We start from the raw sequence: 20,123 nt of genomic DNA, 5'->3' as shown, positions 1-20,123 counted from the left end.
CTCACCCCCATCAAGCGCGGTCGGCCACACGTTCACCCATGAGGCCCGAGGGGCGCAGGGTCAACACGATGATCAAGACAATGAACGCAAAAATATCGGTGTAGTGACTGCCCAATACACCCCCCGTCAGGTAACCGATGTAGCCCGAGCCAATGGCTTCGATCAGGCCCAGCAAAATACCGCCAATGACGGCACCTGCCAGGTTGCCAATGCCGCCAAACACCGCAGCGGTGAAGGCCTTGAGGCCAGGCAAGAAGCCCATCGCGTGTTGCGCCGTGCCGTAGTTGGAGGCGTACATCACACCGGCAATGGCGGCGAGCACGGCACCGATCACGAAGGTGGCTGAAATCACCATGTCGGGCTTGACGCCCATCAAGGCAGCCACACGCGGGTTCTCGGATGTGGCCCGCATGGCGCGGCCCAAGCGGGTGTAATTGACCAGCCACATCAAGACGGCCAAAGACACGGCCGTGACGCCCAAAATCATGATTTGGGTGGGCGTGATCACCACACCCCCCATGTTGATAGGGGTGCTCGACAGCAATGTGGGGTAAGCCTTGTAGTTGGGCTTCCAGATGATCATGGCCAGGGTCTGCAGCAAAATGCTCATGCCAATCGCCGTGATCAAGGGCGCCAACTTGGGGCTGTTGCGCAGCGGCCGGTAAGCGATCTTTTCAATGGTGAAGTTGAGCACCACCGCCACCACACAGGCGATCAAGGTGGCCAAAATCAATATGACCCAACCCGGCGCACCGGGCATGGCGCCTTGCATCATGCCGATGGCAGACCAGCTCGTCAAAGCGCCCACCATCAGCACTTCTCCGTGCGCAAAGTTGATCAGGTTGATGATGCCGTACACCATGGTGTAGCCCAAGGCCACCAGGGCGTACATGCTGCCCATGACCAGGCCGTTGATGACCTGCTGCAGAAAGACGTCCATAGATTTCTCCGTGTTTTGACCTGCGCTTACCAGGCCTTGGCGCGGTTGTTGTTGTCCTGCCAAGACCCACCTTGTGAGTGGATCCTGATCACTAGAAAAAACCCGCCAGATGTGTGCGTGATCGGGCGGGGCAGCGGGATTGTAGTGAATGAAAGACCCCCTTCAGTCTTCCATGCAGTCGGGACTTACCCTGCTGTCGAATTTTTTTTTCGCAGTTCTGCCAATTTGTCAGCGATTTTGATTTCTAACCCCCTGCGCACAGGCCGATAAAAACCGGGCTCGGGCATGCCCTCGGGCAAATAGCGCTCACCCGCCGCAAAGCCATCTTCTTCGTCATGGGCATAGCGGTAGCCTTTGCCGTAGTCCAGCTGCTTCATGAGTTGGGTGGGCGCGTTGCGCAAATGCATGGGCACAGGGCGGGTGCCATCTTGCTTGACCCAGGCTTTGGCCTCCTTGAATGCTTTGTAAGCCGCATTCGATTTGGGTGCTATGGCCAGGTAAATCACGCATTGGGCCAGCGTCAATTCACCCTCGGGGCTGCCCAGTCGTTCGTACACGTCGGCAGCGTCCAGCGCCATGCGCAGGGCACGCGGATCGGCCAGACCAATGTCTTCACTGGCCATGCGGATCAGGCGGCGGGCCATGTAGCGCGGGTCCGCACCCCCGTCGAGCATGCGCACAAACCAATACAGGGCGGCATCCGGGTCTGATCCACGCACCGATTTGTGCAGCGCGCTGATGGTGTCGTAGAACTGCTCGCCGCCTTTGTCGTAGCGGCGCATGCGCTCGCCCAGCACCCGCATCAACCAAGCGTCGGTCACTGGGTCGATGCTTTCCTGTTGGGCCGCCATGGCCAAGGTTTCCAGGGTGTTGAGCAAGCGCCGGGCATCACCATCGGCATAGGCCAGCAAGCGGGCCAGCGCCTCTGGCTCGATGGCGGGAATGGCCTGGATGGCCTGGGCCCGCACCACGATGTGCTGCAAGTCGTCCTCGGAAAGGGGCTGCAGCACGTACACGGCCGCCCGGGAGAGCAAGGCCGAGTTGACCTCAAAAGACGGGTTCTCGGTGGTCGCCCCAATGAAGGTGAACAGCCCACTTTCGACATGCGGCAAAAAAGCGTCTTGCTGGCTTTTGTTGAAGCGGTGCACTTCGTCCACAAACATGATGGTGCGTTGGGGGTCCAAGCCCGTGCGGGCGGCTTGGGCTTTCTCCACGGCTTCGCGGATGTCTTTGATGCCCCCCAAAACCGCACTGATGCTCAAAAACTGTGCCTCAAACGCATCGGCCATCAAACGGGCGATGGTGGTTTTGCCCACGCCAGGCGGGCCCCACAAAATGCAGCTGTGCGGCTGGCCTGACTCGAACGCCAAGCGCAAGGCCATGCCTTCGCCCAACAAATGCTGCTGGCCAATCACCTCACCCAAGTGGCGCGGGCGCAAGCGCTCTGCCAGGGGCGCCTGGGGTGACATGGAAGCAGGTTTCATGACACCAGCCCAGCCCACTTCAGGGTTTGATCACGTCGGCACCCGCTGGGGGCTTGAAGACGAAGGCACTGGCGGACAAAGCTGGGTTGAGCTCGAAGGCGGAGAAGCTCAGCAAAGAGCGCTGACCGAGGCTGTCTTGCACGTCCAGCACCGCCAGCTCGGGCCCAGCAGCGCTGGCACGCAAACCGACCATGACCGAGCGGATCGGGCCCTCACGCTGCACGGGCGTCGCGCGCACCCAATGAAGGCCATCCTGCGTCGGCTCAGGGGTGAACTGGAAATCGGCTTTGAGGGCCTGCAAATCGGAAGCCGCGGTCAACAACGCGGCCGGAGTGGCCCCCAGCACCTGAGACTGTGGGCGCGCCGTCACCTGGTTCAAGTCCACATCGTGCAACCACAGGGTCTGACCATCGGCCACCAAGGTTTGCAAAAAGGGCCTGCGGTAATCAAAGCGAAACTTGCCCGGCCGTTGAAACTCGAATCGACCACTCGATGTCTTGGTTCGCGCCACCTGCCCCGCCCTGGTCGGCGAAGTGACGACCTGTGTGAAGTCGGCGCGGCCGCTGCGTGCTTGCTTCATGAACTGGGCCAGCAGGTCCACGCTGTCGGCTGGTGCAGGCAGGGCCAGGGCCCACACCGCAGCGGCCAGCACAGCCCTGCCACCCCAACCCAGCACCGTGCGGCGCAGCCCAACTTTGTTTGTCATTCGATTCACTCTGCCCGTGCGGGCACCAAAATTTCGCGCTGGCCACTGCCGCTCATGCTGCTGACCAGACCGGCTTTTTCCATGTCTTCCACCAAGCGGGCGGCGCGGTTGTAGCCAATCTTGAGGTGGCGCTGCACCAGCGAGATGCTGGCCTTGCGGTTCTTCAGCACCACCTCCACAGCTTGGTCATACATCGGGTCTTTTTCTGCGTTGTCACCCTCCCCCAGCATGCCACCGTCGTCGTCGGTGGTGCCGCCTTCGAGCACGCCTTCAATGTAATCGGGCTCACCCTGGCTCTTGAGGTAATTCACCACGCGGTGCACTTCTTCGTCACTCACAAAAGCGCCATGCACCCGGATCGGGAAACCCGTGCCCGAAGGCATGTACAGCATGTCACCCATGCCCAACAGGGCTTCGGCCCCCATTTGGTCCAGGATGGTGCGGCTGTCGATCTTGCTGGAGACCTGGAACGCAATGCGGGTCGGAATGTTGGCCTTGATGAGGCCGGTGATCACGTCCACGCTGGGTCGCTGAGTCGCCAAAATCAAATGGATCCCCGCCGCACGGGCCTTCTGGGCTAGCCGCGCAATCAGCTCTTCGATCTTCTTGCCCACCACCATCATCAGGTCGGCCAACTCGTCGATCACCACCACAATGTGAGGCAGGCGCTTGAGCGGTTCGGGATCGTCCGGCGTGAGGCTGAAGGGGTTGTAGATGAACTCTTCGCGGGCGGTGGCGTCATCGATTTTCTGGTTATAGCCGGCCAGGTTGCGCACGCCCATTTTGCTCATCAACTTGTAGCGCTTTTCCATCTCGCCCACACACCAGTTCAGACCGTTGGCAGCTTGGCGCATGTCGGTCACCACCGGGGCCAGCAGGTGTGGAATGCCTTCATAAACCGACATCTCCAGCATCTTGGGGTCGATCATCAAAAGGCGCACATCACGCGCTTCGGCTTTGTACAGCAGCGACAGGATCATGGCGTTGATACCGACCGACTTGCCCGAGCCCGTGGTGCCCGCCACCAGCACATGCGGCATCTTGGCCAGATCGGCCACCACCGGGTTGCCGATGATGTCCTTGCCCAAGCCCATGGTCAACATGGACTTGGCTTCGTTGTAGACCTGCGAGCCCAAAATTTCGCTGAGCTTGATCGACTGGCGCTTGGCATTGGGCAACTCCAGTGCCATGAAGTTCTTACCCGGAATCGTCTCGATCACCCGGATCGACACCAGACTGAGCGAACGCGCCAGGTCTTTGGCCAGATTCACCACCTGGGAGCCCTTGACGCCGGTCGCCGGTTCGATTTCGTAACGCGTGATCACCGGGCCGGGGGCTGCGGCCACCACCCGCACCTCGACACCAAAATCCTTGAGCTTTTTCTCGATCAGGCGACTGGTCATTTCCAGCGTATCGGCTGAGACGGTTTCTTGCCGAATGGACAGGCTGTCGAGCAAATCCACCTGAGGCAGCTTGTTGTCAGGCAATTCGTTGAACAAGGGTTTCTGTCGCTCTTTGATCACGCGGTCGCTGCGTGGCACATCCATCACGGGAGACTCAATGACCCTTGGCACGGCCTTGGTCACAGGGACGGGCACTGGCGGCAAATCCAGCTGACCCTCTGGCGAAACAAGACCAGACGGGCTCACATCCCACTGCGGATCGATGGCCTGAGGCGAAAGGGCCTGTTGGCGCTCGCGCAAAGCCTGTTGGCCCAAGGCCATGTCTTCTTCAATCTCGCGCTTTTCATGCCGTGATCGGATCAAGGCATCGAGCTGAGCACCGATTTTTTCGGCCAACTGACCCCATGAAAACCGGAACACCATGGCCACGCCCACCAAGGACAGCACAATGCCCAAAAGGGCCGAACCGTTAAAGCCCAATCCGCGCACAGCGGCAGCGCCAACCCAATAACCCAGCACACCGCCGCTGTGCCCAGGCAAGCCGGATTCGAGCCGGTACAAGCGCGTCCACTCCATCCCGCAACTGGCCAAAAGCAACACGGCCAAACCCATCCAAAACACCCACAAACTTCGCTGCCACTTGGGCTTGTACAAATCATCCTGTGGGTCAACGCCGCGCAACCAACGGGCCAAGGCCACCAACCAGGCCCGATAGCCGGCCAACACACACCACCAAGCAGAAAAACCCAACATGAAATAAGCCAGATCCGCGACCAAGGCGCCCCAACGACCCACCCCATTGCGCACAGCCGCGCTGCCGCCCGAAGTGGACCATGCCGGATCTTGCGGGTGGTAACTCCACAAGGCCACCGTCAAAAAGACGAGCAGACCCGCACCCAGCAGCAAGAGGGTTTCTTGGGCAAAACGTGACCACAAGGTCACAGGCGCAGCGGGGGCGGCGCCAGTGCCATCTCGGGTCAGGGTGTTCAGTGAGTAAGTCATAAATCAAGACTCAAGCTTACCCGATCAAGGCCAAACCAGGCGCATCGGCTTGATCCCTCTGGCCAGGGGGCGCTGCCCCACGACCGTCAAAGCCACAGCAAAGCCTTGAAGCCCGATGCGTTTGTGTGTTTCTTACAATGCGGGGTGGTGTCATTTTTCGCACCTCTTTGTCTTTTTACCGGATGGCCCTTTTCATGTCGACCCCTACCCAACACGCAAACGTTCTCATTCTCGGCTCTGGCCCCGCCGGTTACACCGCCGCCGTCTACGCCGCCCGCGCTAACCTCAAACCCCTGTTGATCACCGGCATGGCGCAAGGCGGCCAGCTCATGACCACCACCGAGGTGGACAACTGGCCCGCTGACGTACACGGCGTGCAAGGCCCGGACCTGATGCAACGTTTCCAGGAGCATGCCGAGCGCTTCAACACCCAGATCGTCTTTGACCACATCCATACCGTCAACCTTGAGCAACGCCCCTTCACCCTGATCGGCGACAGCGGCACCTACACCTGCGACAGCCTGATCATCGCCACGGGCGCTTCGGCCAAGTACCTGGGCTTGCCGTCAGAGACCGCCTTCATGGGCCGCGGCGTGAGCGGCTGTGCCACCTGCGACGGCTTTTTTTACCGCGACCAGCTGTGCTGCGTGGTGGGCGGCGGCAACACCGCCGTCGAAGAAGCTCTGTACCTGTCCAACATCGCCAGCAAAGTCTATTTGATCCACCGCCGCGACAAATTCAAAGCCGAGCCCATCCTGGTCGACAAACTCATGGACAAGGTCGCCGCAGGCAAGATCGTGCTGAAAACCTTCCAGACCCTGGAAGAGGTGCTCGGCGACAACACCGGCGTGACCGGCGTGCGCCTGAAAAGCACCAAAGACGGCAGTCTGCAAGACGTGGAACTCAAAGGCTGCTTCATCGCCATTGGCCACTCGCCCAACACCGACATCTTCCAAGGCCAGCTCGAACTGGAAAACGGCTACATCGTGACCCAAAGCGGCCTGAAGGGTTTTGCCACCCAAACTTCCGTACCTGGCGTGTTCGCTGCGGGTGACGTGCAAGACCACGTTTACCGCCAGGCCATCACCAGCGCGGGGACCGGCTGCATGGCCGCGCTCGATGCCCAGCGCTTTTTGGAACAGCACAACGGTTGAAGCACTGAAGCCATAGCACTCGAAAGGAAGCCTCAGCCTTGCGACCCTGAGGCTGCCAACGAACGCCGAATGGGCGCAGGGAGTGCCTGCCGGGGTGATGTGGCAAAGCGAAGCGCCTCTGAACCTCAGCAGGCACCCTCTGTGCCCACCCGCCGAGCGCAAAACTTCCCAAGGTTCAGGGAATCCCCCAAAAAAGCCCTCGGTTTCTGGCTATAATTCAAGGCTTTGCTGGAGCCGCCTGGATTGTCATTCGGGATCACGGTGACAGCAATCTGGGATACCGCCACCCATCTTGGCGAGGTGAGGCTGGAGCGCCAGGCCCCGTGCAGATCTGCACGAGACCCATCGGCACCGGCTGTTTAAAAAGTATCGGAGTGTCCACATGGCACGCGTTTGCGACGTAACGGGCAAAGGCCCAATGACGGGAAACAACGTTTCTCACGCCAACAACAAAACCAAGCGCCGGTTCCTGCCGAACCTGCAATACCGTCGTTTCTGGGTAGAAACAGAAAACCGCTGGGTGCGTTTGCGCGTTTCCAGTGCCGCTCTGCGCCTGATCGACAAAAACGGCATCGATGCCGTGCTCGCAGATCTGCGCGCACGCGGTCAAGCCTAAACCCAGAACATTAGGAGTCATCTACCATGGCAACCAAAGGCGGACGCGAAAAAATCAAGCTGGAATCCACAGCTGGCACTGGTCACTTCTACACGACCAGCAAAAACAAGAAAACCATGCCCGAGAAAATGTCGATCATGAAGTTCGACCCCAAAGCTCGCAAGCACGTTCAATACAAGGAAATCAAGCTGAAGTGATTCAGCCTGATTTCCCTCACAAAGAACCCGCCTCTGGCGGGTTTTTTGTTGCCTCAGCTCCATCCCTCAACCCCAAGCAAACAGGGCCCGAAGGCCCTGTTTGGATATGCTCGGATGCAGGTCAGGCCGTTTGACGTACCGCACGCAGCTTGACCGAAAAGTCACGCAAAGCGGCAATGCCACTTTCTTCGGCCCGGCGGCACCAGGCTTGCAAATCCGCAGCCAATTGCTCGCGTGAATGCGAGGTGTTGAGCCAGATTTGGCTGAGCTCTTCGCGCATTTGCACCATTTTGTCGAGCACCGGGCTGGCGGCTCGGGCTTGCTTGAGCTGGGCCTGGGCAGATGCAGGCACCTTGGCACTGTCGCGGTGCAACCAGCGCTTGGCCGCTTGCACCACGTTGGCGTCGAGCTTGAGCTTGTCGGCCTCTTGCTGCATCACAGCGCGCACATTGCGGGCGTATCCGGCCATGACTTCGTAGCGGTTGGCAATCAGCGCTTCCAGGGTCTTTTCGTCAGCCACAGGGCGGATGTCGCCGTAGGCCAGGCGTGGGGGCGTCTTTTTCACATTCGCCAGGCCCAGGGTTTCAAGCGTGCGGATGTACAACCAGCCGATGTCGAACTCGTAAGGCTTGACCGACAACTTGGCCGATGTGGGATAAGTGTGGTGGTTGTTGTGCAACTCTTCACCACCGATCAAGATGCCCCAAGGCGAGATGTTGGTGCTCGCGTCGTGCGCCTCGAAATTGCGGTAACCCCAGTAATGGGCAGCACCATTGATGATGCCGGCGGCCGTGATCGGGATCCAGGCCATTTGAATCGCCCAAACCGTCAGGCCCAAAAAGCCAAACAGCGCCACATCAATGATCAGCATCAAGGCCACGCCTTGCCAGGAAAAGCGGGTGTACAGGTTGCGCTCGATCCAGTCATCGGGCGTGCCGTGACCGTAACGCTGCAGCGTTTCCTTGTTCTTGGATTCCTTGCGGTACAACTCAGCACCCGTGAACAACACAGTCTTGATGCCGTGCACATGCGGGCTGTGCGGGTCTTCGGATTGCTCGCACTTGGCGTGGTGTTTGCGGTGGATAGCGGCCCACTCCTTGGTCACCTGGCCGGTGGTCAGCCACAACCAGAAGCGAAAGAAGTGAGAGGGAATCGCGTGCAGGTCCAAAGCGCGGTGCGCTTGGTGACGGTGCAGGAAAATCGTGACACTGGCGATGGTGATGTGGGTCAGGGCCAAGGTGATCAACACCATTTGCCACCAAGCCAACTCGAACAGGCCGTAGCCCATCCAGTGAATCACCGCATCCAAAAAAGCCCAATCAGGCAAGAACATGAGTCCGTCTTTCTACTGGAGCCTGACATCAGGCAATCGTTCGATTTTAAGTTTCCTGCCCCAAAAAGGACAGCGATTTTAATCGAGAAGAGAATACAAGAGTTGAAAATTATTACTTTTTAACCCAAGCGGCAGCAAAAAAACCGTCCGTGGCATGGCGGTGAGGCCACAAACGCAGGAATGTACCGCCTGCATGCTCACCCGCCGGCGCATCCCCCGACAGTGTCGGAGAACACATGCTGGCGGCGTCGGGCACCTTGAGCCGTTCAAGCTCTTGGGCCACATTGAGGGAAACAAAGTCGGGGTTGGCTGCACTGAAAGCTTGCGCGATCAGCTCATTTTCTTCGGGCAGCATACTGCAAGTGGCATACACCAAGCGGCCGCCCGACTTGACCATGCGTGAGGCACTTTGCAAGATGGCTTTTTGCTTCTCGGTCAACTCCTGCACAGCTTGGGGCTTTTGCCGCCATTTCAAGTCGGGGTTGCGGCGCAAGGTGCCCAAGCCCGAGCAAGGCGCATCGACCAGCACACGGTCGATCTTGCCCGCCAATCGTTTGACGCGGTCGTCGCGCTCGTGCGCAATGGCCGCCGGGTGCACGTTGGACAAGCCACTGCGCGCCATGCGCGGCTTGAGCGCATCGAGGCGGTGGCCGGACACATCGAAAGCGTACAAGCGGCCCGTGCTGCGCATGGCCGCGCCCAGCGCCAGCGTCTTGCCGCCTGCACCGGCGCAAAAATCCACCACCATCTCACCCCGGTGGGCGTCCACCAGCAAGGCCAAGAGCTGCGAGCCTTCGTCTTGCACTTCGATGGCGCCCCGCGTGAAGGCATCGGTTTTTTGCAGCGCAGGCTTGCCTTGCAAGCGCAGGCCCCAAGGCGAATACGGCGTGGGCTCAGAGGGGATGCCTGCTTGCGCCAACTCTTTTTGGATCTCGCTGCGCTTGGCCTGGAAAGTGTTCACCCGCAAGTCCAGCGTACCCGGTTGCTGCAAGTGTTCGGCCAGTGCCCAGAAGTCATCGCCCAGTTGGGCCTGCAAGGCTTGCGCCATCCACTCGGGCAAATTGTGGCGGTGCGGGGCCATCAGCGCGTCCGCGGGAATCGCATCGCAAGTGGCCAGCCACTGCTTTTCGGTGTCGTTCAAGGCCGCGGACAAAAAGTCACGCGGACCCAAAAAGCCCAAAATGGCCAGCTTGCGCTCTTTGGCACCCGAGCCCGAACGGGCCAGTTGCTCAAACAACAGTTTTTTGCGCAACACGGAGAAAGCGGTTTCCGCCAAGGTGGCGCGTTCGCGTGGCCCCAAGGCACGGTGTTCACGGAAATAACGCGACACGACAGCGTCGGCGGGATGTTCAAATAGGAGGACCAGCCTGACCAAATCGGCGCAGGCGTCTAAAAGGGCTTTTGGATGCATAGGGGCGCATTGTCCCATCCCCGACCCTTGTGACAGACACACACCAGGAAAGACATGTCCGAACCCCTGCCACCAATGATCGAAACGCCCAAAGGCCTTTACCGCCACTACAAGGGGGGTCAATACCGCGTGCTGGGCACTGTGCGCCACAGCGAAGACCTGCAACCCATGACGCTGTACCAGGCGCTTTATGGCGAACAAGGCCTGTGGGTCAGGCCTGCGGCCATGTTTGCCGAAGTGGCCGAATTCAACGGCCAGCTTCAAACGCGCTTCACCCGGATCGGGGACTGACGAGGGTCTGGTAGGTCGGTGGCTTTAGCCCCGACAGGGATCGTTCGCCTGAAGCCCATGTCAGAGCTGAAGCCACCGACTTACTAAGGCAAGCCACGCAGAAATTCAGCCACCGCCAGAGGGTAAATGATGTGCTCTTGGGTCAGCACCCGCGCCGCCAGGGTGTCGGCGGTGTCGCCCGTTAGCACCGGCACCACCGCTTGCGCCAGGATGGGGCCGTGGTCCAAATCGGCCGTGACCTGGTGCACCGTGGCCCCGGCAAATTGGCAACCGGCATCGATGGCGCGCTGGTGGGTGTTCAGCCCGGGGAACGCGGGCAACAAAGACGGATGGACATTGAGCAAGCGCCCGGCGTAGTGCGCCACAAAACCCGGCGTGAGGATGCGCATGAAACCCGCCAACACCAACAAGTCTGGGGCAAAACGGTCGATCTCGGCCATCAAGGCGGTGTCGAATGCCTCGCGGCTGGCAAAGCCTTGGTGGTTGAGCACCGCTGTGGCCATGCCCTGGGCCTGGGCCCAAGCCAGGCCAGTGGCATCTGCCTTGTTGCTGATCACGGCCGCGACGCGCACGTTCAGGCGCTGCGCCCACTGCTCTTGCCGGGCGGCCTGCACGATGGCCGCCATGTTGGAGCCTGCGCCGGAAATCAAAATGACGATGTTTTTCATGACGCTGTGAATTATCCCTGCGCGATCGAGGTCGAATGCTTTTTGTCGCACCCAGGACAAGCACGCCAGGGGGCGGCGTGATAAAAAGCACGGTCGTTTGATTTTGAAAGAAAACCCCCATGGATTTGGCATTCACACCCGAAGAACTCGCGTTCCGCGACGAAGTTCACACCTGGGTCAAGGCAAACTTGCCTCCCGAGTTGTCCCACAAAGTGCACAACGCGATGCGCCTGACGCGTGACGACATGCAGGCCTGGTCCAAAATTCTGGGCAAAAAAGGTTGGCTGGGCTATGGCTGGCCCCAGCAGTTTGGCGGCCCCGGCTGGACCGCGGTGCAAAAACATTTGTTTGAAGAAGAGTGCGCCCTGGCCGGCGCCCCCCGTGTGGTGCCTTTTGGCCCCGTGATGGTGGCCCCCGTCATCATGGCTTTTGGCAATGCCGAGCAGCAGCAACGCTTTTTGCCCGGCATCGCCAGCGGCGAAGTCTGGTGGAGCCAAGGCTACAGCGAACCGGGCTCCGGCTCGGACCTGGCCTCGCTCAAAACACGCGCCGAGCGCCAGGGCGACAAATACATCGTGAACGGCCAAAAGACCTGGACCACCCTGGGCCAATACGGCGAATGGATCTTCTGCCTGGTGCGCACGAGCACAGAAGGCAAGCCGCAAACCGGCATCTCGTTCTTGTTGATCGACATGAAGTCGCCCGGCATCACCGTGCGCCCGATCAAGCTGCTCGACGGCGAGTGCGAGGTCAACGAAGTCTGGTTTGACAACGTCGAAGTGCCAGTAGAAAACTTGGTGGGCGAAGAAAACAAAGGCTGGAACTACGCCAAGCACCTGCTGGCCCACGAGCGCACCAACATCGCCGACGTGAACCGCGCCAAGCGCGAACTCGAGCGCTTGAAGCGGATTGCCAAAGCCGAGGGTGTGTACGACGACCTGCGCTTCCGTGACGAAATCGCCAAGCTCGAAGTGGATGTGGTGGCGCTGGAAATGCTGGTGCTGCGCGTGCTGTCGGCCGAGAAATCCGGCAAGAACTCGCTCGACATTGCCGGTCTGCTCAAAATCAAGGGCAGCGAAATTCAGCAGCGCTACACCGAGCTGATGATGCAAGCCGCCGGGCCTTTTGCCGTGCCCTGCATCTTTGAAGCCATGGAAGCGGGCTGGCAAGGCAACTTCCCCGGCGGCACCCTGGCCAACGCGCCTTTGGCCGCCAATTACTTCAACATGCGCAAGACCACCATTTATGGCGGCAGCAACGAAGTGCAACGCAACATCGTCGCCCAGACAGTTCTGGGTTAAGGAGAGACACATGGATTTCGATTTTTCTGACGACCAAGAACAACTGCGCGACGCGGTGCGCAAATGGGTGGACAAAGGCTATGACTTCGAGCGCCGCCGCGCCATCGTGGCGGCCGGCGGCTTTGACCGCGACGCCTACACCGAGCTGGCCGAACTGGGCCTGACGGGCCTGTATGTGAGCGAAGACCACGGCGGTATGGGCATGGGCCCGACCGAAGCCATGGTCACCATGGAAGAGTTGGGGCGCGGCATCGTGCTCGAACCCCTGACCCAAACCTTGATTTCGAGCGCCACGCTGCAAACCCACGCCCCGACTGCGCTGCAAGCGGCATGGCTGCCGCGCATGGCGGCAGGCGAAGCCATCGTCGTGCTGGCGCACCAAGAACGCGCTGCGCGCTACCAACTGAACCGCTGCACCGCTGTGGCCACTGAATCGGATGGCGCCTGGACCGTGAGCGGTACCAAGAGCGTGGTGGCCGTAGGCGACCAGGCCGATGCCTTCATTGTTCCTGCCATGGCCCAGGGCACTTTGGCTTTGTTCTTGGTCAAGCGCAGCGCCAGCGGCGTGAGCACCCAGGGTTACCTGACGCAAGATGGCTCACGCGCCGCCGAAGTGGTTTTGGGCCAAGCCTCGGCCCAGCTCATCACCGTGCACGGCCTGGCCGCTTTGGAAGAAGCGGTGGACATCGGCATCGCCTGCAGCTGTGCCGAAGCCGTGGGCGTGATGGACAAGACCTTGGCCATCACCGTGGACTACATGAACACCCGCAAGCAATTCGGTGTGGCCATTGCCAGCTTTCAGGCCCTGCGCCACCGCGTGGCCGACATGAAAATGCAGCTGGAGTTGGGCCGCTCCATGAGCTACTACGCCAGCCTCAAACTGCACGCCCCGGCCGAAGAACGCCGCCGCGCCATGGCGCGTGCCAAATACCAGCTGGGCACCTCCATGCGTTTCATCGGCCAGCAAGCGGTGCAGCTGCACGGCGGCATTGCGGTCACGGACGAGTACATCGTGAGCCATTACTTCAAGAAATTGACACAGCTGGACATGACGTTTGGCGACACCTTGCACCAGCTGGGCGAAGTGTCGGCCCGCATGCAGGAGACGGCGGGCGTGTTCGCCTGAAGGGAAGGGTCTTCGAACCTGAGCAAGGTGGGAGGGCGGCGCGGGTCACTCCGCCTCACGCACCCGCAAAAAAGAAGCAAAACGCGGCAAACCGGATGGTGTGCGATCACGGAAGCGGTAAGTGACCCATGCCCCCACTGGGGGTGGGTTGCGGCGCAGCGCATCACTCAGGCCCGAGCCCAACGCAAAACGCTGACCGGACGGCATCTGCAGCAGTAAAGCACCCGTCATGCCCGCCAAACGGCCCTTGCCAGACTGGTGCCCTACCACCAAGCCTTCCTCATCCTGCTCGGATTTGAGCTTGTACAGGGCATCGCTGCGCCCCGGTCGCCACAAGGCATCGGCCCGGTGCAGCATGAGGCCCTCACCCCCTTGTTGCTCCGTGCTGCGCAACAGGGCTTGCAAAGCCCTGGCGTCTTTGACCTCATGTTGCGCCACGGGCAGCAGCCAAGGCTGATTCGCCTGCGCCAGGGTGGACGCCAAAAAATGCAACCGCTCGGCAAACGGGGCGGCATGCCCCGGAGCGTCAAACACCAGGTACTTCACCTCTCGCCAGGCCATGTCGTCAGGCTCAGACTGACGCACCACGCCCGACAGCCTGTCAAACGTCCCGCGCCCGATCCAAAGCTCACCGTCCAAAGCCAACTTGGGCAAGGCCAACAGGAACCAAGGCGGGGCCGCAATGACCCGCCCACTGCGAAAGCGCAAAACCTGACCGTCCCAGACCGCCCGCACGCCGTCCAACTTTTCACTCACCAAAAAACCTTGCGGGGACTGTGCATGGGGCCAAACCAGGGCCAGCTGAACCTGGGTGGCCGTGGCGGCTTGATCGGCACGCACAAGGGGAGACAACCAACCCACCCCAAACAGTGCCAACAAGACATGGCGGCGTGAAGGTGGCGGCGCCTTCAAACGGCTTTGCGCCATCACCCAAGCCTGTTTTGGCACCACGGCGAGCCTCACCGACTGGGCTGGTAAATGAACGCGCAACGGGGTTGGAATTTGTGTCTGCATGCGGTGCCTCCCTTTGGGCTCCAGACCATGGAATCTGGGCCTTTTGTATTCAGGAAGCCATGATGCTGTGCTTTGAGCACCTGTGCAAGCGAAACCTGCAGTGGTTGCCCTCAGGCCGTCAAGCGCGATCCCTTAGGCACATGCGCCATCAAGAAGGCCATTTGGTCACTCAGGATACGGCGGTTGCGCAAGATGAAGTCTTCCCACAGGCTGGGCACATAGGGTGCATACAACAGGGGCATGCTCGCCTGCTCGGGCGTGCGGTTGCTTTTGCGGTGGTTGCAGGAACGGCAGGCGGTCACCACATTCATCCAGTGGTCAGGGCCCCGCTGCGCCAGCGGGACGATGTGCTCGCGGGTCAGTTCCGACTCGTGAAAATGCCCACCGCAATAGGCGCACACCTGGCGGTCACGCACAAACAACTTGGTGTTGGTCAAGCCAGATCGCAAATCAAAGGGGTTGATGCGCGGCACGCCCTGGGTGCCGATGATGCTGTTGACGGTGATGATGGATTGCTGGCCTGTGAGCGCGTTGTGACCCCCGTGAAAAACCGCCAACTGCTGACCCGCCTCCCAACGCACCTCGTGGGCGGCGTAATGGGTGACGGCTTGCTCCAGCGTGATCCACGATTGCGGCAAGCCTTGGGCCGAGAGTTTCAAAACCTTCACAGACGCCTCCATCCAACAGTTCAAAGACCACTGACACGAAAAGTCCCGTCTCGATCGGGTTCCCTGCGACTGGGTGCCGCGGCCGGGATGATCGGGCTCAGTCACAATATACCCTCTTACATTGACAACACCGTGAAAGCTGGCGCTGGGTCCAGATCAACGGCAAGACACCACAAGCGACATGAAGGTTTACCGAGGCTTCCACCATCCCGATCTGGCCCCCGCTTGCGCCTTGACCATCGGCAACTTTGACGGCGTGCACCGGGGTCATCAGGCCATGTTGGCCCTGCTGCGCAGCGAAGCGGCCCATCGGGGCGTGCCCAGCTGCGTGATGACCTTCGAGCCCCACCCGCGCGACTATTTTGCCAAGGCCCTCCACCAGCCCGACCTGGCCCCGGCCCGCATCGCCACGATGCGCGACAAACTGGAAGAACTTGAGCGCTGCGGCGTGGACCAAGTGGTGGTGCTGCCCTTTGACGCCCGGCTGGCCAGCCAATCACCCCAAGACTTCATTGAGCAGGTGCTGGTGCAAGGTCTGGGCGTACGCTATGTGTTGGTAGGTGACGATTTCCGCTTTGGTGCCAAGCGCGCGGGCGACTACGCCATGCTCGACGCTGCCGGACAAACCCTGGGCTTTGACGTGGCCCGCATGAACAGCTACGAGGTGCGCGGCCTGCGCGTGTCCAGCTCGGCCGTGCGCGAGGCGCTGGCCAAAGGCGACCTGCCCGCGGTGCAGGCCCTGCTGGGCCGCCCTTACAGCATCAGTGGCCATGTGGTGCACGGGCGCAAGCTGGGTCGCGAATTGGCTGCAACAACCCAAGGCGCAAGCGACGGCTTTCGCACGCTGAATTTACGCTTTACCCACCTCAGGCCGGCCGCCAGTGGCATCTTTGTCGTCCAAGTGCAGGGCCTGGCCGATCAGCCCTTGCGGGGCGTGGCCAATCTGGGCAACCGCCCCTCTTTGGACCCTCATGATGTCAACGGCGGGCGCGTGCTGCTGGAGACGCATGCCTTCGACTGGCCTGCCCATCTGGGGGCCGAGGGGGGCTACGGTAAAATCATCCGGGTGGACTTGCTGCATAAATTACACGACGAGCTCAAATACGACGGTCTGGACGCCCTGACCAAGGGCATTGCCAAAGACTGTGACGACGCACTTGCGTGGTTTGCTTCGCGTCATGGTGAAACCAGCCGCCAAACCACCCGCGACCGAATTTAACGCTCTGGCCCTCGTTTGCCGCCTCCGACAGGCTCAGGGCAAACGACCTCAACGGCCCACCCCCTCTTGATCTCTCCGAACGGCCCGCCGCTCGGGCTGAGCTTGTCGAAGCCCTCTCGACTTGACGCACCATGACCGACAATACCCAGAACCCCGACACCCGCATCAACATGATGGACACCCCGTTCCCGATGCGCGGCGACTTGCCCAAGCGCGAGCCGGGCTGGGTGGGCGACTGGAACGACGGCGGCCTCTACAAAAAACTGCGCGCCGCCCGCCAGGGTGCCCCGCTGTTCGTGCTGCACGACGGCCCGCCTTATGCCAACGGTAAGCTGCACATCGGCCATGCGCTGAACAAGGTGCTAAAAGACATGATCGTCAAATCCAAGCAACTCGCGGGCTTTGACGCGCAATACATTCCCGGCTGGGACTGCCACGGCCTGCCGATCGAAAACGCGATTGAAAAACTGCACGGCCGCAAGCTGTCCAGAGACGACATGCAAGCCAAGAGCCGCGCTTTTGCCACCGAGCAGATCGGCCAGCAACGCGAAGACTTCAAGCGCCTGGGCGTGCTCGGCGACTGGGAGCGCCCTTACCGCACCATGGACTTCGCCAACGAAGCCGGTGAAATCCGCGCCTTCAAACGCGTGATCGAGCGTGGCTTTGTTTACCGTGGCCTCAAGCCCGTTTACTGGTGCTTTGACTGCGGCTCGTCGCTCGCCGAATTCGAGATCGAATACGCCGACAAAAAGAGCGACACGCTGGACGTGGCCTTTGAAGCCGACAACACCGCCGCGCTGGCTGCCGCCTTTGGCCTGCCCAAGCTGCCAGGCGAGGGCAGTAAAAAAGCCTTCGCCGTCATCTGGACCACCACCGCCTGGACGATTCCCGCCAACCAAGCGCTCAACGCCCACCCCGAGCTGGAATATGCCTTGGTGGACACACCACGCGGCGTGCTGCTGCTGGCCGCCAGCCTGGTCGAAAAATGCCTGGAGCGCTACCAGCTGCAAGGCACCGTGATCGCCACCGCGGTAGGCGAAAAGTTGCGCGGCTTGGTTTTCCGCCACCCACTGCACGACACCGTGAGCGCTGACGAAGGTGGCCCATACAGCTACCGCCGCCCATCCCCGCTGTACCTGGCCGAGTACGTGACCGCCACCGACGGCACCGGCATCGTGCACTCGTCCCCCGCCTACGGCGTGGACGACTTCAACTCCTGTATCACCAACGGTCTGGCCTACGACGACATCCTCAACCCGGTGCAAGGCAATGGCGTGTATGCCGAAGAGTTGCCTTTCTTCGGCGGCCAGCACATCTGGAAAGCCTGCGCCCGCGTAATTGAGGTGCTGGGCCAAAGCGACCGCCTGATGGCCACGGTGGAAATCACCCACAGCTACCCGCACTGCTGGCGTCACAAAACGCCCGTCATCTACCGCGCTGCCGCCCAATGGTTTGTGCGCATGGACGAGGGCGAGGGCGTCTTCACCCAAGACAAAGCGCCCAAGACCCTGCGCCAGCTGGCGCTCGACGCGATCGAGCAAACGCAGTTCTACCCCGAGAACGGCAAGACCCGCCTGCGCGACATGATCGCCAACCGCCCCGACTGGTGCATCTCGCGCCAGCGCAGCTGGGGCGTGCCTGTGCCGTTCTTTCTGCACAAAGACTCGGGCGAACTGCACCCCAACACCATGGCCATCCTGGACCAAGCCGCTGACATCGTCGAAAAAGGCGGCATCGAAGCCTGGAGCCGCGTGACGGTGGAAGAGATTTTGGGTGCGGCCGACGCGCCGCACTACACCAAGAGCACCGACATTCTGGAAGTCTGGTTCGACTCCGGCTCCACCTTCCAGCATGTGCTGCGCGGCAGCCACAAAGATGCTTACGGTGTGCCGCCCTTCCACACCGAAGGCCCTGAGGCGGACCTGTATCTGGAAGGTCACGACCAGCACCGCGGCTGGTTCCACAGCTCGCTGCTGTTGGGCTGCGCCCTTTATGGCCGTGCGCCTTACCGGGGCCTCTTGACCCACGGCTTTGCCACCGATGGCCAAGGCCGCAAGATGAGCAAAAGCTTGGGCAACACGGTGGACCCGCAAACCATCACTTCCAAAATGGGCGCAGAAATTGTGCGCCTGTGGGTGGCCAGCACCGACTACTCGGGCGACCTCAACATCGACGACAAAATCCTGGCCCGCGTGGTGGACAGCTACCGCCGCATCCGCAACACGCTGCGCTTCTTGATGGCCAACGTGAGCGACTTCGACCCGGCAACCGACTCGGTGTCCGAAGACCAATTGCTCGAGATCGACCGCTTTGCGCTGGCCCGCGCCGCGCAGCTGCAAGCCGACATCCGCGCCCACTTCGACATGTACGAATTCCACCCTGTCGTCAGCAAGCTGCAAATTTATTGCTCGGAAGACTTGGGCGCGTTTTATCTGGACGTGCTCAAGGACCGCCTGTACACCACCGCCCCCAAGTCGCTGGCGCGCCGCAGCGCACAAACCGCTTTGTGGCGCATCACCCACGGCATGCTGCGCTGGATGGCGCCGTTCCTGTCGTTCACGGCCGAAGAAGCTTGGACAACTTTCGGCACCTCGGAATCCATTTTTCTGGAAACCTTCAGCAACTTCGGTTCGGCCGATGCAACGCTTCTGGCCAAGTGGGCGCGCATCCGCGAGATCCGCGACCTGGTGAACAAAGACATCGAAAACCTGCGTGCCGATGGCCAAGTGGGCGCATCGCTGCAAGCCGAGATATCGCTTCAGGCGCCTGCGGCCGACCACGCCCTGCTGGCCAGTTTGGGCGCAGACATCAAATTCGTGTTCATCACCTCCAAAGTGACTTTGCAGGCGGGCGACAGCCTTGCAGTGCAAGTGGCGGTCAGCCAAGCCACCAAATGCGAGCGCTGCTGGCACTATGCCGACGACGTGGGCCACCACGCCAACCACCCCACCATTTGCGGGCGCTGCGTGAGCAACCTGCATGGCGCTGGCGAAACCCGCCAAGTGGCCTGAACCCACCGCACCCACAGGACGCACAAGCATGGCCAACAAATTCAAAGACAGCCACCGCTCCAGCCTGTGGGTCTGGCTGGGCATTGCCCTCTTGGTGCTGCTGCTCGACCAGTTCACCAAGGTGCTGGTGCTGGGTGCTTTCCAGTTGGGCGACAGCACGCCCATCACCTCGTTTTTTAACTTGGTGCGGGTGCACAACCACGGCGCGGCATTTTCGTTTCTGGCAGGTGCAGGTGGCTGGCAACGCTGGTTTTTTACCGGCATTGGCGTGGCAGCGGCCATCTTCATGGTCTGGATGCTGCGTTCACACGCGGGCCAAAAACTGTTCAGTCTGGCCATCTCGCTGATTTTGGGCGGCGCGATTGGCAACGTGATCGACCGCCTGCTGCACGGCTATGTGGTCGACTTTCTGGACTTTTACTGGGGCACTTGGCACTTCCCGGCCTTCAACGTGGCCGATGCCGGCATCAGCGTGGGCGCGGCCCTGCTGATCCTGGACGAAATCCTGCGCGTGCGGCGCGGGCGTTGAGGCTAACGGTTTTAAAAACAGGGTCGACCATGAAACGATTTCTTTTTGTA

18 protein-coding genes are annotated in these 20,123 nt (G+C 60.8%); 9 read left to right on the top strand and 9 right to left on the bottom strand.

Going from position 1 to position 20,123, the window contains the following annotated elements; genetic code table 11:
- Positions 1 to 10: 10 nt before the first annotated feature.
- The 4 genes from Q0O99_RS13390 to Q0O99_RS13375 all read right to left on the bottom strand — a co-directional run bounded on the left by Q0O99_RS13390 (position 11) and on the right by Q0O99_RS13375 (position 5,535).
- The gene (locus Q0O99_RS13390; RefSeq protein WP_293752360.1) at positions 11 to 940 is read right to left on the bottom strand and encodes a branched-chain amino acid ABC transporter permease; all 930 of its coding nucleotides are present in this window, start codon (positions 938 to 940) and stop codon (positions 11 to 13) included.
- Between the two features lie 185 nt (positions 941 to 1,125).
- Complete coding sequence (locus Q0O99_RS13385; RefSeq protein ID WP_293752358.1) at positions 1,126 to 2,424, bottom strand: replication-associated recombination protein A; 1,299 nt, start codon at positions 2,422 to 2,424, stop codon at positions 1,126 to 1,128.
- A 19-nt stretch (positions 2,425 to 2,443) separates the two neighbouring features.
- Positions 2,444 to 3,130 (bottom strand): outer membrane lipoprotein chaperone LolA, encoded by a 687-nt coding sequence (gene lolA / locus Q0O99_RS13380; protein WP_293752356.1) that lies wholly within the window; start codon positions 3,128 to 3,130, stop codon positions 2,444 to 2,446.
- 5 nt (positions 3,131 to 3,135) lie between these two features.
- Positions 3,136 to 5,535 carry a DNA translocase FtsK gene (locus tag Q0O99_RS13375; protein WP_293752354.1) on the bottom strand — a complete coding sequence of 800 codons (2,400 nt, stop codon included), beginning with the start codon at positions 5,533 to 5,535 and terminating at the stop codon, positions 3,136 to 3,138.
- Positions 5,536 to 5,729: 194 nt separating this feature from the next.
- On the opposite strand from Q0O99_RS13375, the gene trxB reads away from it, so the two are divergent.
- The 3 genes from trxB to rpmG all read left to right on the top strand — a co-directional run bounded on the left by trxB (position 5,730) and on the right by rpmG (position 7,502).
- Positions 5,730 to 6,689, top strand: a complete 960-nt coding sequence (trxB, locus tag Q0O99_RS13370) for a thioredoxin-disulfide reductase (protein ID WP_293752352.1) — start codon at positions 5,730 to 5,732, stop codon at positions 6,687 to 6,689.
- Between the two features lie 382 nt (positions 6,690 to 7,071).
- Positions 7,072 to 7,305, top strand: a complete 234-nt coding sequence (gene rpmB, locus Q0O99_RS13365; RefSeq protein WP_026039317.1) for a 50S ribosomal protein L28 — start codon at positions 7,072 to 7,074, stop codon at positions 7,303 to 7,305.
- Between the two features lie 26 nt (positions 7,306 to 7,331).
- Complete coding sequence (rpmG, locus tag Q0O99_RS13360; RefSeq protein ID WP_293752348.1) at positions 7,332 to 7,502, top strand: 50S ribosomal protein L33; 171 nt, start codon at positions 7,332 to 7,334, stop codon at positions 7,500 to 7,502.
- 121 nt (positions 7,503 to 7,623) lie between these two features.
- Here rpmG and Q0O99_RS13355 read toward each other — a convergent pair whose 3' ends face one another.
- Both Q0O99_RS13355 and Q0O99_RS13350 read right to left on the bottom strand, forming a co-directional pair.
- Positions 7,624 to 8,835: a fatty acid desaturase gene (locus tag Q0O99_RS13355; RefSeq protein WP_293752346.1), complete on the bottom strand. Its 1,212-nt coding sequence runs from the start codon at positions 8,833 to 8,835 to the stop codon at positions 7,624 to 7,626.
- Positions 8,836 to 8,947: 112 nt separating this feature from the next.
- Positions 8,948 to 10,246: an RsmB/NOP family class I SAM-dependent RNA methyltransferase gene (locus tag Q0O99_RS13350; protein WP_293752344.1), complete on the bottom strand. Its 1,299-nt coding sequence runs from the start codon at positions 10,244 to 10,246 to the stop codon at positions 8,948 to 8,950.
- A 54-nt stretch (positions 10,247 to 10,300) separates the two neighbouring features.
- On the opposite strand from Q0O99_RS13350, the gene Q0O99_RS13345 reads away from it, so the two are divergent.
- Positions 10,301 to 10,537 carry a DUF1653 domain-containing protein gene (locus tag Q0O99_RS13345; RefSeq protein WP_293752342.1) on the top strand — a complete coding sequence of 79 codons (237 nt, stop codon included), beginning with the start codon at positions 10,301 to 10,303 and terminating at the stop codon, positions 10,535 to 10,537.
- An 83-nt stretch (positions 10,538 to 10,620) separates the two neighbouring features.
- On the opposite strand, the gene purN is transcribed toward Q0O99_RS13345, so the two are convergent.
- Entirely contained in the window at positions 10,621 to 11,205 is a 585-nt protein-coding gene (purN, locus tag Q0O99_RS13340; protein WP_293752340.1) for a phosphoribosylglycinamide formyltransferase, read from the bottom strand.
- Between the two features lie 119 nt (positions 11,206 to 11,324).
- On the opposite strand from purN, the gene Q0O99_RS13335 reads away from it, so the two are divergent.
- Both Q0O99_RS13335 and Q0O99_RS13330 read left to right on the top strand, forming a co-directional pair.
- Positions 11,325 to 12,506 (top strand): acyl-CoA dehydrogenase family protein, encoded by a 1,182-nt coding sequence (locus tag Q0O99_RS13335; protein ID WP_293752338.1) that lies wholly within the window; start codon positions 11,325 to 11,327, stop codon positions 12,504 to 12,506.
- A 10-nt stretch (positions 12,507 to 12,516) separates the two neighbouring features.
- Positions 12,517 to 13,632 carry an acyl-CoA dehydrogenase family protein gene (locus tag Q0O99_RS13330; protein ID WP_293752336.1) on the top strand — a complete coding sequence of 372 codons (1,116 nt, stop codon included), beginning with the start codon at positions 12,517 to 12,519 and terminating at the stop codon, positions 13,630 to 13,632.
- A 45-nt stretch (positions 13,633 to 13,677) separates the two neighbouring features.
- Here the strand turns inward: Q0O99_RS13330 and Q0O99_RS13325 are convergent, their stop codons facing one another.
- Positions 13,678 to 14,646 (bottom strand): DNA ligase, encoded by a 969-nt coding sequence (locus Q0O99_RS13325; protein WP_293752334.1) that lies wholly within the window; start codon positions 14,644 to 14,646, stop codon positions 13,678 to 13,680.
- A gap of 110 nt (positions 14,647 to 14,756) precedes the next feature.
- Positions 14,757 to 15,314, bottom strand: a complete 558-nt coding sequence (locus Q0O99_RS13320) for an HNH endonuclease (protein ID WP_293752332.1) — start codon at positions 15,312 to 15,314, stop codon at positions 14,757 to 14,759.
- Between the two features lie 181 nt (positions 15,315 to 15,495).
- Here Q0O99_RS13320 and Q0O99_RS13315 point away from each other — a divergent pair, with 181 nt between their 5' ends.
- The 3 genes from Q0O99_RS13315 (at position 15,496) to lspA (ending at position 20,073) form a co-directional block, all read left to right on the top strand.
- Positions 15,496 to 16,533: a bifunctional riboflavin kinase/FAD synthetase gene (locus Q0O99_RS13315; protein WP_293752330.1), complete on the top strand. Its 1,038-nt coding sequence runs from the start codon at positions 15,496 to 15,498 to the stop codon at positions 16,531 to 16,533.
- 131 nt (positions 16,534 to 16,664) lie between these two features.
- Positions 16,665 to 19,544, top strand: a complete 2,880-nt coding sequence (ileS, locus tag Q0O99_RS13310; RefSeq protein ID WP_293752328.1) for an isoleucine--tRNA ligase — start codon at positions 16,665 to 16,667, stop codon at positions 19,542 to 19,544.
- 28 nt (positions 19,545 to 19,572) lie between these two features.
- Entirely contained in the window at positions 19,573 to 20,073 is a 501-nt protein-coding gene (lspA, locus tag Q0O99_RS13305) for a signal peptidase II (RefSeq protein WP_293752326.1), read from the top strand.
- The last annotated feature ends 50 nt before the right edge of the window (positions 20,074 to 20,123 follow it).

The organism is Limnohabitans sp. Rim8 (genome assembly GCF_945901735.1).
Classification (GTDB): Bacteria; Pseudomonadota; Gammaproteobacteria; order Burkholderiales; family Burkholderiaceae_C; genus Limnohabitans_A.
The sequence above is the reverse complement of the archived record's forward strand: the minus strand, read 5'-3'. Positions and strand labels throughout refer to the sequence as shown.